Below are 14725 nucleotides of genomic sequence, written 5' to 3'. Positions count from 1 at the left end.
CCGCCTGATTGACCGGGAAACCGCCCCCACGTTGACGGAACGTCACCAGGTCGCGGTGCGGGGGCGTCGGATCATGGTGGAGCCGGCGGGGGATTCGATGTCGTGGGTGCACGCTCTGGTCCCGTCGGTGGAAGCCCACGCGATCTACGGGCGAGTCACCCAGAAAGCTGTCGTGATCCGTGACCACGACCGCGGTTCGACCCGAGGCGGGGAACCGGGGGATGGGTCGGAACGGAGTCTGGATGAGATCCGCGCTGACGTGTTCTGCGACCTCCTCATCGACGGGACCGTTCCCCAACACCCGGAGCAGGCGCGCGGGATCCGCGCGACCGTTGTCGTCACCGTCCCCGCCCTCGCGCTCCTCGGCGTCGACGGGGTGACCGACCCGGCGGAGGTGGAGGGGGTCGGCCCGATCCCGATCGAGACCGCCCGGGAGCTCGCCGGTAACGCGTCAGGGTGGATGCGGGTACTGACCCACCCCGAAACCGGGGCCGTCATCAGTGTCGGGCGCACAAAGTACCGGCCACCACCGGAGCTCGCGAAACTGGTGAAGTGGCGGGCTGACCGGTGCATGGGACCGGGATGCTCGAAACCAGCGTCGCAGTGCCAGATCGACCATTCGGTCGCGTGGGCAGACGGCGGGGAAACATCGGTGACGAACACGGCACCGTTCTGCCAGGGCCACCACACCGTGAAGCATCACGGCGGGTGGCAGATCACCCACCTGGGTGACGGGTCCCTGGAATGGGTATCCCCACACGGGCGCCGATACATCGTGAAGCCCGAACGACACCTCCCCACCTTCTACCCCAACGCGGCTTGACGGTCCCAGTAGCATCGGCTCAAGGGGTCGGCCGGCGACTCCTGACAGAGGAGCCGTTCGGTGGGGAACTTCGACTTCGTCGCGCAGGCGTGGCCGCAGGTCGGTGACGCCGCTGCGCGCGCCGAAGCCTATCTACGCGCCGACCCGCGGGCATCCGCCACGTACGCTCGACGCGCTGCCGAACTCTTCACCGCCTGGATCTACTCCGCCGAGAACCTCGAGCGCCCCTACGACGACACCTTCGCCAACCTGACCGCGCAGAGGGCGTTCCGCGACACCGTCGGCGACTCGATCTGCGGCAGCCTCAAGATCATCCGTCTCGTCGGCAACGACGCCGTCCACAAGGATGACGAGATGCCGCTCGCGCGGGCGCGCGGCTCCCTCGAGCAGCTGCACCGCGTGTGCCTCTGGCTTCACCATTGCTATGGCGACCCGGCAGCACCGCAGCCGGCACCATTCGCGTTCGACCGCGTGCCACCGGCACCCGAGTCAGTCGTACGACAAGCACGTAGCGAACTCCTCAAAATCCAAGCCGAGTTCGACAACGCCCGTGCGCAATTGAGCGAAGCGGCGGCGCTCGGCGCCAAAGCGCAGGCCGAAATTGAGGAGTTACGCGCAGACATCGCGCGGCTCAAGGCCGAGAACGCCCAACGCAGCACCACGCACAAAATCGCGGATCCGACCGACGCGACCGAGGCCCAGACCCGCGAACAGCTCATCGACCTGCTGCTCCACGAAGCGGGCTGGCCGCTCGATGATGCCCGCGACCGCGAGTGGCCGGTGACCGGCATCCCGAGCCCGTCGGGCACCGGCAAGGTCGACTACGTGCTGTGGGGTGATGACGGAAAGCCGCTCGCCGTCGTCGAAGCGAAGCGCACCTCGACGAGCGCGAAAGAGGGCCGTGAGCAAGCCGCGATCTACGCGGATGCCCTCGAACGCGACACCGGCCAGCGCCCGCTCATCTTCTACACGAACGGGTACGACACCTGGTACTGGGATGACCGACGCTACCCTCCACGCAAGGTCGCAGGATTCCTCACGAAAGACGAACTGTTGCTGGCCGTGCAGCGGCGCACGATGCTCAGACCCCTCGAGACCGTCGCGGTCGATCGGGGAATCGTCGAGCGGTCCTACCAGCTGCGCGCCATTCGCGCTGTGAGCGACGCGTTCGAGCACAAGCGGCGCCGAGCCCTGCTCGTCATGGCCACCGGAACCGGCAAGACCCGCACCGTGATCGCGCTGGTCGACGTGTTGCAGCGCGCGAACTGGGTCAAGCGGGTGCTGTTCCTCGCCGACCGCACCGCGCTCGTGAACCAGGCGGTCGGCGCCTTCAAGACGCACCTGCCCGACAGTGCACCCGTGAACCTGCTCACCGACCGCGACAGCGAGGGCCGTGTCTTCGTCTCCACGTACGCGACGGTGATGAACCTCATCGACGCGGGAGACGACAACCTGCGCCGCTTCGGCCCCGGCTACTTCGATCTCATCGTGGTCGACGAGGCACACCGATCGATCTACAACCGGTACGGCGAGATCTTCGACTACTTCGACGCGCTCGTCGTCGGTCTCACCGCAACACCCCGAGCCGACATCGACCACAACACGTATCGACTCTTCGAGCTCGACGATGGAGTACCCACCGACGCTTTCGAACTCGACGACGCGATCGCGGGAGGTTTCCTCGTGCCGCCGAGAGCTCGCGTCATCGACCTCGGGTTCATGAGTCGCGGCATCCGCTACGCCGACCTCAGCGACGAGGAACGCGAGCAGTGGGACGCCCTCGAATGGCAGGACGGCGACATCCCCGACGAGGTGGATGCCGCAGTCCTGAACCGCTGGCTGTTCAACGAAGACACCGTCGACAAGGTCCTCGAGATCCTCGTCGATGAGGGACAGTACGTCCAGGGCGGCGACGTGCTCGGCAAGACGATCATCTTCGCGAAGAACCAGAAGCACGCCGAGTTCATCCAGGAACGCTTCGACGCGAACTTCCCCGAGCAACGCGGCCAGACGGCGGCGATCATCACGCACGCCTCGGGGCCCTACGTTCAGGACCTCATCGACAGGTTCTCGACCCCGGGCGCGAAGCCCCACATCGCCATCTCCGTCGACATGCTCGACACCGGCATCGACATCCCGGATGTCGTCAACCTCGTATTCTTCAAGCCGGTGCATTCGCAGACGAAGTACTGGCAGATGGTCGGACGCGGCACCCGACTGCGTCCCGACCTGTACGGGCCCGGCAAGCCGAAGACTGACTTCATCATCTTCGACGTGTGCGGCAACATCGAGTACTTCAACGCCGACATTCCCGAGGCTTCCGGTCATCGAACGGTATCCGTCTCGGAGCGCGCGTTCCTCGCACGCCTGCGACTGCTGGGACTGCTCGCGGGTCGCGACGACACGGATGCTGCGCCGCTGCGTGACCAGCTCGCGACGCGCCTTCACGCCGCGGTGGGAGGCATGAACCGCCAGAACTTCCTCGTTCGCAAGCATCTGCGCGCCGTCGACCGTTTCACCCCCGCCCAGGCGTGGCAGCACTTCACTCCCGCCGACGTGGATGGCGCCGCCGCCCTCGCGGGACTACCGACGGCCTCCGAAACCGACACCGACGAAGCGGCGAAGAGGTTCGACCTGCTGCTGCTCGAGGCGCAGGTCGCCGTTGCCGGCGGCGACCCGGTGCCGCAGCTGATCGTTGCACGGGTCGGCGACGTCGCTGCCGCGTTGCTTCAGCGCCGCGGCATCCCGGCCGTTGATCAGCAGGCTGCGCTGCTCAGCGCCATCACCGATCCAGAGTGGTGGGATGCCGCGAGCCTCACCTATCTGGAGTCTGTCCGCATAGGCCTGCGCGGGCTCGTGCGTCTGATCGATGCCAGCGGCCAGCATCCGATGTACACGGACTTCGCCGACACGATCGCCGAGCGCCGCGACGTCGACATCGCGCGGGTCATGCCGGGGCTGGACCGTCGCGCTTTTCGCGAGAAGATCCTCGGATTCCTCGTGGCGCATCGCGACAACCTCGCGCTGCGCAAGCTTCGGACCGGACGCGAACTCACCGCCGTCGATCTCGCCGAACTCGAGGCGATCCTCATCAGCGTCGGGGGAGTGGATGCCGAGCAGCTGCGCGCTCAGGCCGACGAAGCACGCGGCCTCGGGCGACTCATCCGTTCGATCGTCGGGCTCGATCGTTCAGCGGCCGAAGCCGCGCTCAGTGACTTCGTGGCGGCATCCGGTTTCACACACCGCCAGCACGTGTTCGTCGATCTCATCGTCGAGCAGCTCACGATCGCGGGCCACCTCGACCCGCGTCGACTCTACGAAGACCCATTCACGGGAGTCGCTTCCGAGGGGCCGGATGCCCTGTTCACGGAGGCGCAGGTCACCGACCTCATCGAACGCCTGCGTCAGCTCGACGAGTCGGCCGAGCCCCACGACTCGGCATCCGCCTAGCCGCCACCACGGAGGTGTTCGGGGCGGATCAGCGGTAGTTGACGAACTGCAGGTCGACGTCGAGGTCGGCTGCCTTCAGGATCCGGATGACTTCCTGCAGGTCATCCCGGCTCTTGGACTGCACGCGCAGCTCATCGCCCTGGATCTGTGACTTCACCGACTTGGGGCCCTCGTCGCGGATGATCTTGCCGATCTTCTTCGCGTTCTCCTGAGAGATCCCGTCCTTCAGGCTCGAGACGATGCGGTATTCCTTGCCGCTGGCCGTCGGTTCACCCGTGTCGAGGCTCTTCAGGGAGATCCCGCGCTTGATCAGCTTCGACTGGAACACGTCGAGCACGGCCTTCGCGCGCTCCTCGGAGTTGGCTTTGATGAGGATCTGCTCACCGCTCCAGGCGATCGAGGCGTCGGTGCCTTTGAAGTCGTAGCGCTGCTCGACCTCTTTGCGGGCCTGGTTGAGGGCATTGTCGGCCTCCTGGTGGTCGACCTTGCTCACGATGTCGAAGGATGAATCAGCCATGTCGAAAGTCTACGGGGGTTAGGGCATGGAAGCGCTTCCACCGTTGTGGGAAGTCACGAACTGATATCGATGACCAACCGTCTTCTCGCATTATTGTCACGCGGATGATACAAATGTAAGCGCTTGCAGAACCCGTGAGCACACTGGTTCGACGCGGAACACTCGCGACGGCCGATCACATCAGCACTCAAGAGAGGCACACACCAATGAAGGTGAACACGAGGAGCATCGTCGCCCTGGGCGCGATCGCTGCGATTTCATCTCTGACCCTCGCCGGTTGCGCGGGCAGCTCAGACAGTGGCGAGACCACGGCGCCGGACATGTCCGGCTCCATCACCGTGTGGGTCGACGCCGACCGTGCAGGCGTGCTCGAGGCGGCGGCTGCCGACTTCACCGAGCAGACCGGCGTCGAGGTCACGCTCGTCCAGAAGGAGTTCGGCGAGATCCGCGACCAGTTCGTCCAGCAGGTTCCGACCGGTGAAGGCCCCGACATCGCGGTGGGCGCGCACGACTGGCTGGGAACCCTCGTGACCAACGGTGTCGTGGCACCGGTCGAGCTCGGCGACAAGGCGGGCGACTTCGAGGATGTCGCCATCAACGCCTGGGCCTACGACGGCCAGACCTACGCCGTTCCCTACGCGATCGAAAACATCGCCCTCATCCGCAACACGGATCTCGTGTCCGAGGCTGCAACCGACTACAACGACATGATCGCCAAGGGTCAGGCCGCCGGTACCGAGTACCCCTTCCTCGTGGGCCTTGACCCCGAAGCCGCCGACCCGTACCACCTGTACCCCTTCCAGACCTCGTTCGGTGCGCCAGTGTTCGGTCAGAACGCCGACGGCAGCTACAACGCCGACGACCTGCAGATCGGCAACGAAGGTGGCGTCGAGTTCGCGAACTGGCTAGGCGAGCAGGGTGCTGCCGGCATCCTGAACACCAACATCACCGGTGACCTCGCTCTGGAGAACTTCACCTCGGGCAAGTCGCCGTTCTTCCTGACCGGCCCGTGGAACGTCCCGGCGATCGAAGAGGCGGGGATCAACTTCTCCGTCGACGCGATCCCCTCGGCCGGTGGCCAGGACGCTCAGCCGTTCGCCGGCGTGCAGGGCTTCTTCCTGAGCTCGGAGAGCGAGAACACCCTCGCTGCCAACGAGTTCCTCGTCAACTACGTCGGTAGCGAAGACGTGCAGATTGCCCTCTACGAGGTCGGCGGCCGCGCCCCGGCGCTGACGGCCGCTTTCGACCAGGTCGAAGCGAGCGACCCCGTGGTCGCCGGGTTCGGCCAGGTCGGCGCCAACGCCGTGCCGATGCCGAGCATCCCCGAGATGGGCTCGGTCTGGCAGTACTGGGGCGTGACCGAGGCTGCGATCATCAACGGCGGCGACGCGCCGGCGCTGTGGACGCAGATGGCGGCCGACGTCCAGGCAGCGATCGAGTAATCCGATCCACGCAGGTGGGGTGGTGCGTAAGCGCCACCCCACCTCGTACCCTGCTCAGGAAGAGGGATGAGGATGTCTGCTCCGACCACCGAGAATCGCGACCCCGCGATCGACCCGCGGCGTGAGAAGCGCTCACAGCGCGCCCGCCGCATCGCCGAGACTGCCGGCGTCGGCTGGAAGGTCCTGCTGCTGAAGATCGTCGCGATGGCGATCATCGACGCGCTCGCGCTCTACTCCGTGCTCGTGCTCATGCAGAGCCAGCAGTGGGTGCCGATCGTCGTCATCCTGCTCATCACGGGCTTCGCGAACTACATCTACTTCAGCCGCGGAAACCTGCCCGCGAAGTACCTGATTCCAGGGCTCATCTTCCTCTTCGTCTTCCAGATCTTCGCGGCCGGCTACACCGCCTACGTCGCCTTCACCAACTACGGCACCGGTCACAACAGTGACAAGGACGCCGCCGTCAACGCGCTCCTCCTCCAAGCGCAGGAGCGGGTGCCCGATTCCCCCGCCTACAAGCTCACGATCGTTGAACAGCTCGGGGAGCTGTCGTTCCTGGTCACCGACCCTGACGGGGGCGTCGAGATCGGAAATGACGAGAACCCGCTCGAGCCGGTCGAGAACGCCCAGATGGACGGCGGCAAGGCTGTCGGTCTCGACGGCTACAACAGCTTCACGTTCGCCGACATCGTCGCGAACCAGCAGCAGATCGCCGCGATGGCGGTGCAGATCAGCGAAGACCCCAACGACGGGTCGCTGCGCACCCCCGACGGCTCCAGCGCGTACGTCTACCTGTCCAAGCTCGTGTACGACGAGCAGGCAGATACGATGACCGACACCCGGACGGGCACGGTCTACTACGACATCGGCACCGGCGCCTTCACCGCCGAGGACGGCACGGAACTGCTTCCCGGCTGGCAGATCTTCGTCGGCTTCGACAACTTCACGCGCGCCTTCACCGAAGAGTCCATTCGCGGACCGTTCTTCTCGGTACTCATCTGGACGTTCGTCTTCGCCTTCCTCTCGGTGGCGACGACCTTTGTGCTGGGACTGTTCCTCGCGATCGTCTTCAACGATCCGCGAATGAAGTCCAAGAAGTACTACCGGGTCCTCATGATCCTCCCATACGCGTTCCCCGGGTTCCTCTCGGCGCTCGTCTGGGCGGGCATGATGAACCAGGAGTTCGGCTTCATCAACGTCGTCCTGTTCGGCGGCGCCGACATCCCGTGGCTCACGAACGAGTGGCTGGCCAAGTTCAGCATCATCCTGGTGAATCTCTGGCTCGGATTCCCGTACATGTTCCTCATCTGCACGGGCGCGCTGCAGTCAATCCCTGATGACCTGCAGGAAGCTGCCCGGGTCGACGGGGCCAACGCGTGGCAGGTCTTCCGCAGCATCAAGTTCCCACTGCTGCTGGTTGCCGTGGCACCGCTGCTGATCGCCTCGTTCGCCTACAACTTCAACAACTTCAGCCTCATCTATATGCTCACCGGCGGTGGGCCCCGGGATGCGACAGCCGGCGTCAACGTCGGCGCCACCGACATCCTGATCACGATGGTCTACAAGGTCGCCTTCGTCGGTTCGACTGCCGACTACGGGTTGGCGAGCGCGTTCTCGATCATCATCTTCCTCATCGTCGGCACGATCTCGATCATCGCGTTCCGACAGACCAAGGCACTTGAGGAGTTGAACTGACATGAGCGACTTCCGTCCCGGCGCCCCGGCCGCCAAGGGCCTTCTCGAGAAGGTCGCCGACGAAGACACCGAGATCACCTCGAGCCGCGACGGCGGCAGCGGGGGAGCCGGCGTCCCCGGCGGTGCCCCCGCGCCCAAACGGCCGTTCCGCCGCTACTTCCGCGAGACCGGATGGCGCCACCTGATCGGCATCCTGGTGGGGATCTTCGCGATCTTCCCGCTGCTGTACGTCATCTCGGCATCCTTCAACCCCAACGGCACGCTGCTGACGGCCAACGGCCTCTTCCAGCGCCTGAGTCTCGACAGCTATGTCTCGCTGTTCACCAGTGCCCAGCATCCCTACGGCGCGTGGTTCGTCAACACGCTCGTGATCGGGCTCGTCACGGCGGCCGGAACGGTGTTCCTCGGCGCGCTCGCGGCGTATTCCTTCTCGCGCATGCGGTTCACGGGGCGTCGCGTGGGCCTCACCACGCTTCTGGTGGTGCAGATGTTCCCCCAGCTGCTCGCCGTCGTCGCGATCTTCCTGCTGATGGTGGCGATCGGTGATATCTTCCCGGCGATCGGGCTGAACTCCCAGATCGGGCTGATCATGGTGTATCTCGGCGGCGCGCTCGGGGTGAACACCTATCTCATGTACGGGTTCTTCAACACGGTTCCGTCGTCGATCGACGAGGCCGCGAAGATCGATGGTGCGGGGCACGCGCGGATCTTCTTCACGATCATCCTGCGCCTGGTCGCTCCGATCCTTGCGGTGGTCGGGCTGCTGTCGTTCATCGGGACTTCGAGCGAATTCGTGCTCGCGAGCGTCATCCTGATCGATCCCGATAAGCAGACGCTCGCCGTCGGCCTGTACAAGTTCATCTCGGACGAGTTCTCGAAGAACTGGTCGGTGTTCGCCGCCGGTGCGGTGCTGGCCGCCATCCTGCCGGTCGCCCTGTTTCTGGCTTTGCAGCGTTACATCGTCGGGGGCCTGACTGCGGGAAGTGTGAAGTAACGGATGTCGGGCCTTCGCGCCCGCGCCGGGGCGGTGGTCGCCGCCGTCTCGGCCGCGGTGCTTCTGCTCGCCGGCTGCACGCAGGCCTCGATCGAGGTCCCCGAGCCTGCCGCACCGGATGTCGGCATCCAGCTCTTCCAGCTGCCGTGGACCTCTGTGGCCAAGGAGTGTGAGACAACGCTCGCGCCCGCCGGGATCGCGTGGGTGCTGCTCTCGCCAGCGCAGGAGCACATCGCCGCCGACGAGTGGTGGGCGTCGTACCAGCCCGTGAGCTACCAGCTCGAGTCGCGCCTGGGAACCCGGGACGAGTTCGCCGACATGGTGCAGCGCTGCAACGCCGCCGGTGTCGAGGTGATCGCGGATGCCGTCATCAACCACATGACCGGCCAGGACGAACCCGGCGCTGGGTACGCCGGCACAGCGTACGCGCACTACGACTACCCGGGGCTGTACACGGAGTCCGACTTCCACCGCTGCGGGCTGACAGCGAACGACGACATCCAGCTCTATAAGAACCGCGAGCAGGTGCAGAACTGTGAACTGGTGAACCTCGCGGATCTCGACACCGCGAGCCCCACGGTGCGTGCGACGATCGGCGCCTACCTCGAGGATCTGCTCTCGCTCGGGGTGTCGGGATTCCGGATCGACGCCGCCAAACACATTCCCGCGACGGATGTCGAGGCCATCGTCTCGCAGCTGCCGCAGGGTACCCGCATCATGAGCGAGGTCATCCGCGGGGCCGGTGAACCGATCGCGCCTGAAGAGTACGAAGGATTCGGGGAGGTCTTCGAATTCACGTACGCCCGCGAGCTCACCCCGCCCCTCGAGAACGGGGTCTTCTCGGATCCCGTTCTCTCCGATGACCGCCCGCAACAGGTTCCCTCGGAGGCGGCCATCGTGTTCGTCGACAATCACGACACCGAGCGGGGCGAAGCGAACGTCACAGCGCGCGATCCGCAGCTCTACATCATCGCGAACGCGCTCATGCTCGCCGACGACTACGGCACCCCCGTCCTCTATTCGGGGTACGCCTTCAGTGACCGGGATGCCGGAGCACCCACGGATGCCGACGGCCGCGTCCTTGATGCGAGCTGTGCGGACACGACGGGCCCCGTATCCGATCTCGCCGACGGTGAGCGCACGTGCGTGCAGAGCTGGCCGGCGATCCGCGGCATGCTCGAGTTCCGCGCGATGGCGGGGGACGCGCCCCGGATGCCGGGAGTCGACTCCGGCGACGCCTACGGTTTCGAGCGCGAAGGTCGCGGCGTCGTCGCCGTGAACGTCGGCGACGACATCCAGAGCATCGAGGTCCCCACGACGATGCCCGACGGTGCCTACTGTGATGTCATCACCGGGGGACCGGATGCCGCCGGCGACGGCGGGTGCGCCGGAAGTGAGTACTCCGTCTCCGGTGGCATCGCTGTGTTCGACCTGGACCCGGGCGCCGCTGCCGCCATCCATCTCGGCTCGAGGCGCTGACCCGCAAGAACCCGACTCCATAACTGAAGAACAATCTGAGGGCTCTGTCATGGCCGCGGCCGTGCAACCACGATTCCCCGACCGACGGTGCACCGCGCCGACCTCTCGAAACGGACCGATCATGACCACGCCCACCCTGCTGCCACACCACGACGGATCGCCCCTCCACGTCTCCACCCAGACGCCCGCGCTCGGTGAGCTCGTTCGCGTTCGACTGCGTGTTCCCGCCGACTATCCCGCGCTGCGGGCAGTACGCACTCTTTCCAATCCCGACCACGAACCCGCCTGGACTGAGGCGACCGAACTCGGGACCGCCGACGGCTGGAGCTGGTGGGAGGCCCCGATCGTCGTGCGTAACCGCCGGCACGGCTACCGCTGGCTGCTCGTCCACGAGTCCGGCCGCGTGGAGTGGCTCAACCAGGCCGGCCTGTCCGATCTCGAAACCCGCGACGCCGACGACTTCGCCCTGGTCGCTCACCCCGCCCCGCCGGAGTGGATGTACGACGCCGTCATGTATCAGGTCTTCCCCGACCGGTTCGCCCGCTCGGAGGCGGCGGATCGGCATCCGACCCCCGACTGGGCGATCCCCGCGAGGTGGGACGAACCGGTCGATCCTGTCATGCCCGGGCGCTCGCAGCAGTTCTACGGCGGCGACCTCGACGGCATCCGTGAGCACCTCGACCACCTCGCCGACCTCGGTGTGAACCTGCTCTACCTCACCCCCTTCTTCCCTGCGGCCTCGAATCACCGGTATGACGCGTCGAGCTTCACGCGCGTCGACCCGCTGCTCGGCGGGGATGAGGCGCTGATCCGTCTCGTTGCGGCTGCGCATGAGCGCGGCATCCGTGTCATCGGCGATCTCACCACGAACCACTCCGGCGACCGTCACGAGTGGTTCCAGGCGGCGCTCGGGAATCCCGAAGCGCCCGAGGGCGAGTTCTACTACTTCACGGATGCCGAGCGCACCCGCTACGAGTCGTGGCTGGGCACCCCCACCCTGCCGAAGTTCAACTGGGCCTCGTCGGAGCTGCGTCGCCGATTCGTCGAAGGGCCGGATTCGGTCGTTGCGCAGTGGCTCAACCCCCCGTTCTCGCTCGATGGCTGGCGGATCGACGTCGCCAACATGACGGGGCGGCTCGGAGACGTCGACCTGAACGCCGAGGTCCGGCAGCTGACGCGGCAGACGATGATCGAGACGAATCCCGACACGATCCTCATCGCCGAGATCACCAACGACGCATCCGGCGACCTCACCGGCGACGGGTGGCACGGCGCGATGACCTACCCGTCGTTCGCGCGGCCGCTGTGGGCGTGGCTGTGCGAGCCGACGGGGACGCCCTACCTCACCGGCGACGGGCAGGAGCGGACGGAGCCGTGGTTCTTCGGGCAACCGGTCGGCGGCATCCCCCGCTATGACGCGAGACAGTTCGTCGGCGCCGTCACCCGGTTCACGGCGGGCATCCCGTGGCGCGTGCGGCTGGGAAACATGCAGACCCTCGACAGTCACGACACCGCCCGCTTCGCAACCAACGCACCGGCGGAGGCCATTCCGCTGGCCGTCGGCCTGTCGATGACACTGCCGGGGATGCCAGTGCTGTTCGCCGGCGACGAGTTCGGCCTCGTCGGCGCCGACGGTGAAGCGAGCCGCACCCCGATGCCGTGGGGCACCGAGTCGGATCCCGAGGTCGCCGCCCGCCTCGACCTCTACCGGCAGCTCATCGCGCTGCGGCGCCGGCATCCCGGCCTGGCGAACGGGGGTCTGCGCTGGGTCCACGTCGACCAGAACGCGGTGGTGTTCGTGCGCGAGAGCGCTGAGGAATCAATCCTCGTGTTGGCAGCCACGACGGATGCCGACGTCACGCTTCCTTCAGCAGCGCTGCTCGGCGCCGAACGTGCGGAGGCACTCTTCGGTGATGCGGCGCTGGCAGCCGCAGCGGACGGCAGAGTCGGCATCCGGTCGACGGGCCCCACGTTTGCAGCCTGGGCCCTCCCGGGCGTCGATGTGCCGGAGTCTCGGGAAGGATCGGGCGATGGCGACGCCTGAGCGTTTCGACGAGCTCAGTCGCGGGCTCGTGGACGGCGTTGCGCGGCATCCCGACCTCGTCGGCCTCGCGCTGCTCGGATCGGCATCCGACCAAGCCCGTGACCGCCGTGATGAGTGGTCGGATCACGACTTCTTGGCCATTGTCGCGCCGGGTCGGGGCCAGGCCCTGCGCCCTGACCTCGGCTGGCTTCCCGACCCGGATTCGCTCGCGCTGACGGCCCGTGAGGGTGAGATCGGCTTCGTCGCCGTCTACGACGACGGCCACGTGATGGAGTTTGCGGTGGCCGAAGCATCCGAGTTATCCGGCGCCGTCGCCGGGGACGCGACGGTAGCCCTGGACGACGAATCCGACACGGTGACCGACCTCATCGACGATGCGCGCGAGCGGGCAACACTCGCTGACCGCTTCGATCCCGCCCAGGACGCTCGACTCGTGCTCGTGAAGATCCTCATCGGTGTCGGCCGCGCTCGCCGCGGAGAGGTGCTCGTGGCTGGGCAGTTCGTCAGGACCTGGGCCGTGCAGCTGCTTGTGCGGACGATCCGTGGACGGTTTCCCGACCGGTGCGGACCGACGCGGGATCGGATCGATCCGCTACGTCGGTTCGAAGCCGACTTCCCGGAGCTGGCCGAGCAGATCGCGCGCGCCGTCGCGCAGGAGGTCGAGCCGGCGGCGCGGGCGCTGTTCGACATCCTCTGTGGGCTCGAGCGCGGCTGGGTGGACTTCCCGCGTCGTGCGGCCGACGCGGTAGCAGCTCGACTCGGATGGACCGGAGACTGATCAGACCCTGCTCCGTGAGCTGCCACCTTCGTAGGATGTCGGGGGAGGAGGTGGCATGCGTCCGCTTACCGAAGAGGAACTTCGCGCGTCGTTCGTCAACGCTGCACCCGACGAGCTTCGCGTTATCGAGGTTCCGCTGAGTGCCCGCACGACCGACTGGTATCACTTCGACTTTCTCGCCTGGCGCGACCCCGAGTTCCGGGGCCGCGGATACCTCGTTGCCGAAGTCGATGGAGAGCCGCGGGGAGTCGTGCTTCGCGCATCCGACAGTTCGTCGCGGTCGCGAGCGGCGATGTGCAACCTGTGCCACACGATGCAGCCCGGCAACCAGGTCTCACTGTTCACCGCGCGACGCGCCGGGGACGCTGGCGCTCACGGTGACAGCGTCGGCACCTACATCTGCACCGACCTCTCGTGCCACGACAACGTGCGGCTGGCCGCGCCGCTCGCGCCCAGTGAGATGCGCGGTAGCGTCGACCTGAAAATTGATGGCACACGGCGCCGCACCGAAGCGTTCGTCGCGCGTGTGCTCGAGAACGGAGAGGCCCCGGCATGAGCTCGGTGGTAGTGATCGGCGATGCGCTGATCGACGAGTTGCGCGACGACGCCGGCGTGAAGGAGTTCGTCGGGGGAGCGGCACTGAATGTGGCTGTTGGCCTGTCGCGACTGGGCGTGCCGACAACGCTGATTGCCATGGTCGGAGACGACGAGGCCGGTGCCAAGATCCGGGCCTACCTCGACGACTACGGCGTGCAACTACTCGCCTCTCCCTCACCGCTCGGAAGCTCGCGAGCCGTGAGCGTGCGGGTCGACGGTGAACCGACCTACGTTTTCAACGACGCGGCCCAGGCCCGTCATCTCACGTTCGATGAAGCCCAGCGAGCTGCTATCGCGGATGCCGATCGCATCGTCGTCAGCTGCTACCCGTTCGACGACGCCGAACAGACCGCGGCGCTCATCGACGCTGTGGGCGAGGCATCCGATCGCCTCGTGATCGACCCGAACCCTCGCACCGGCATGATGAAGGACCTCGACGAGTTCCGCCGCGGGTTCGAAGCGCTCGCCGACGGGGCGGGTGTCGTGAAGATCGGTGACGACGACGCGACGCTCCTCTACGAGACGGACCTGGATGCCGCGGTCACCCGGATGCGAGAGCTTGGCGTGCCGACCGTTCTTGCCACCCGGGGTGCCGCAGGAGCGACGCTGGTCACCGATCCGGCAACAGTGACCAAGCCCGTCTCGTCCCTTCCCGGGGCGGTGACCGACACCATGGGCGCGGGGGATGCATCCCTCGCCGCCCTCGTCGCCGGGATTGTGCAGAAAGACCCCACGACCGCGGACGAGTGGACTGACGTGCTCGGCACCGCAATGGACATCGCCGCGGCGACCTGCCGCTTCCACGGTGCTCTGCTGCGAACCCCGGATGCACTTGCCGACGACCACATGGATCCCATCGGCACCTGAGACCGCAATGCCCACAATTGTTCAAGGGCCCCCGCTTCG

Annotated in this window: 11 protein-coding genes; 10 read left to right on the top strand and 1 reads right to left on the bottom strand. The window is 66.4% G+C overall.

All coding sequences use genetic code 11. The features are described from left to right. Together B4F19_RS03325 and B4F19_RS03320 are read left to right on the top strand one after the other, a co-directional pair. Nucleotides 1–823 (top strand): HNH endonuclease signature motif containing protein (locus B4F19_RS03325; protein WP_292732800.1); only part of this gene is annotated, 823 nt, incomplete at its 5' end. Nucleotides 824–883: 60 nt separating this feature from the next. Then, a complete protein-coding gene (locus tag B4F19_RS03320) occupies nt 884–4273 on the top strand; it encodes a DEAD/DEAH box helicase family protein (protein WP_292732798.1) in 3390 nt (1129 codons plus the stop codon). 28 nt (nt 4274–4301) lie between these two features. Here B4F19_RS03320 and B4F19_RS03315 read toward each other — a convergent pair whose 3' ends face one another. Continuing rightward, the gene (locus B4F19_RS03315; protein ID WP_228177902.1) at nt 4302–4790 is read right to left on the bottom strand and encodes a YajQ family cyclic di-GMP-binding protein; all 489 of its coding nucleotides are present in this window, start codon (nt 4788–4790) and stop codon (nt 4302–4304) included. 206 nt (nt 4791–4996) lie between these two features. On the opposite strand from B4F19_RS03315, the gene B4F19_RS03310 reads away from it, so the two are divergent. The 8 genes from B4F19_RS03310 (at nt 4997) to B4F19_RS03275 (ending at nt 14686) form a co-directional block, all read left to right on the top strand. Continuing rightward, a complete protein-coding gene (locus B4F19_RS03310) occupies nt 4997–6232 on the top strand; it encodes a sugar ABC transporter substrate-binding protein (RefSeq protein ID WP_228177903.1) in 1236 nt (411 codons plus the stop codon). A 72-nt stretch (nt 6233–6304) separates the two neighbouring features. Further along, nucleotides 6305–7927, top strand: a complete 1623-nt coding sequence (locus tag B4F19_RS03305; RefSeq protein WP_228178032.1) for an ABC transporter permease subunit — start codon at nt 6305–6307, stop codon at nt 7925–7927. A 1-nt stretch (nt 7928) separates the two neighbouring features. Further along, nucleotides 7929–8921, top strand: coding sequence for a sugar ABC transporter permease (locus tag B4F19_RS03300; protein ID WP_228177904.1), 993 nt, complete (start codon nt 7929–7931; stop codon nt 8919–8921). Nucleotides 8922–8924: 3 nt separating this feature from the next. Then, nucleotides 8925–10400, top strand: coding sequence for an alpha-amylase (locus tag B4F19_RS03295; protein ID WP_292732796.1), 1476 nt, complete (start codon nt 8925–8927; stop codon nt 10398–10400). Between the two features lie 121 nt (nt 10401–10521). Then, entirely contained in the window at nt 10522–12444 is a 1923-nt protein-coding gene (locus B4F19_RS03290) for a glycoside hydrolase family 13 protein (protein WP_292732794.1), read from the top strand. Beyond that, nucleotides 12431–13222: a hypothetical protein gene (locus B4F19_RS03285; RefSeq protein ID WP_292729706.1), complete on the top strand. Its 792-nt coding sequence runs from the start codon at nt 12431–12433 to the stop codon at nt 13220–13222. The genes B4F19_RS03290 and B4F19_RS03285 overlap by 14 nt, the downstream gene beginning before the upstream one ends. Nucleotides 13223–13277: 55 nt before the next feature. Further along, nucleotides 13278–13778, top strand: a complete 501-nt coding sequence (locus B4F19_RS03280; RefSeq protein ID WP_228177908.1) for an FBP domain-containing protein — start codon at nt 13278–13280, stop codon at nt 13776–13778. Then, entirely contained in the window at nt 13775–14686 is a 912-nt protein-coding gene (locus tag B4F19_RS03275) for a PfkB family carbohydrate kinase (RefSeq protein ID WP_292729711.1), read from the top strand. Before B4F19_RS03280 ends, B4F19_RS03275 begins: the two co-directional genes overlap by 4 nt. The last annotated feature ends 39 nt before the right edge of the window (nt 14687–14725 follow it).

It is taken from the genome of Microbacterium sp. UBA1097 (assembly GCF_002313585.1).
In the GTDB taxonomy this organism is placed as follows: Bacteria; Actinomycetota; Actinomycetes; order Actinomycetales; family Microbacteriaceae; genus Microbacterium.
This window is presented reverse-complemented; position numbering and strand designations above follow the sequence as displayed.

Excerpts from the sequence above, each read along its gene's own strand:
- B4F19_RS03310 (WP_228177903.1), top strand. The coding sequence starts at position 4,997 with ATGAAGGTGAACACGAGGAGCATCGTCGCCCTGGGCGCGATCGCTGCG.
- B4F19_RS03285 (WP_292729706.1), top strand. The coding sequence starts at position 12,431 with ATGGCGACGCCTGAGCGTTTCGACGAGCTCAGTCGCGGGCTCGTGGAC.
- B4F19_RS03280 (WP_228177908.1), top strand. The coding sequence starts at position 13,278 with ATGCGTCCGCTTACCGAAGAGGAACTTCGCGCGTCGTTCGTCAACGCT.
- B4F19_RS03295 (WP_292732796.1), top strand. The coding sequence starts at position 8,925 with ATGTCGGGCCTTCGCGCCCGCGCCGGGGCGGTGGTCGCCGCCGTCTCG.
- B4F19_RS03290 (WP_292732794.1), top strand. The coding sequence starts at position 10,522 with ATGACCACGCCCACCCTGCTGCCACACCACGACGGATCGCCCCTCCAC.
- B4F19_RS03275 (WP_292729711.1), top strand. The coding sequence starts at position 13,775 with ATGAGCTCGGTGGTAGTGATCGGCGATGCGCTGATCGACGAGTTGCGC.
- B4F19_RS03305 (WP_228178032.1), top strand. The coding sequence starts at position 6,305 with ATGTCTGCTCCGACCACCGAGAATCGCGACCCCGCGATCGACCCGCGG.
- B4F19_RS03315 (WP_228177902.1), bottom strand. The coding sequence starts at position 4,790 with ATGGCTGATTCATCCTTCGACATCGTGAGCAAGGTCGACCACCAGGAG.
- B4F19_RS03300 (WP_228177904.1), top strand. The coding sequence starts at position 7,929 with ATGAGCGACTTCCGTCCCGGCGCCCCGGCCGCCAAGGGCCTTCTCGAG.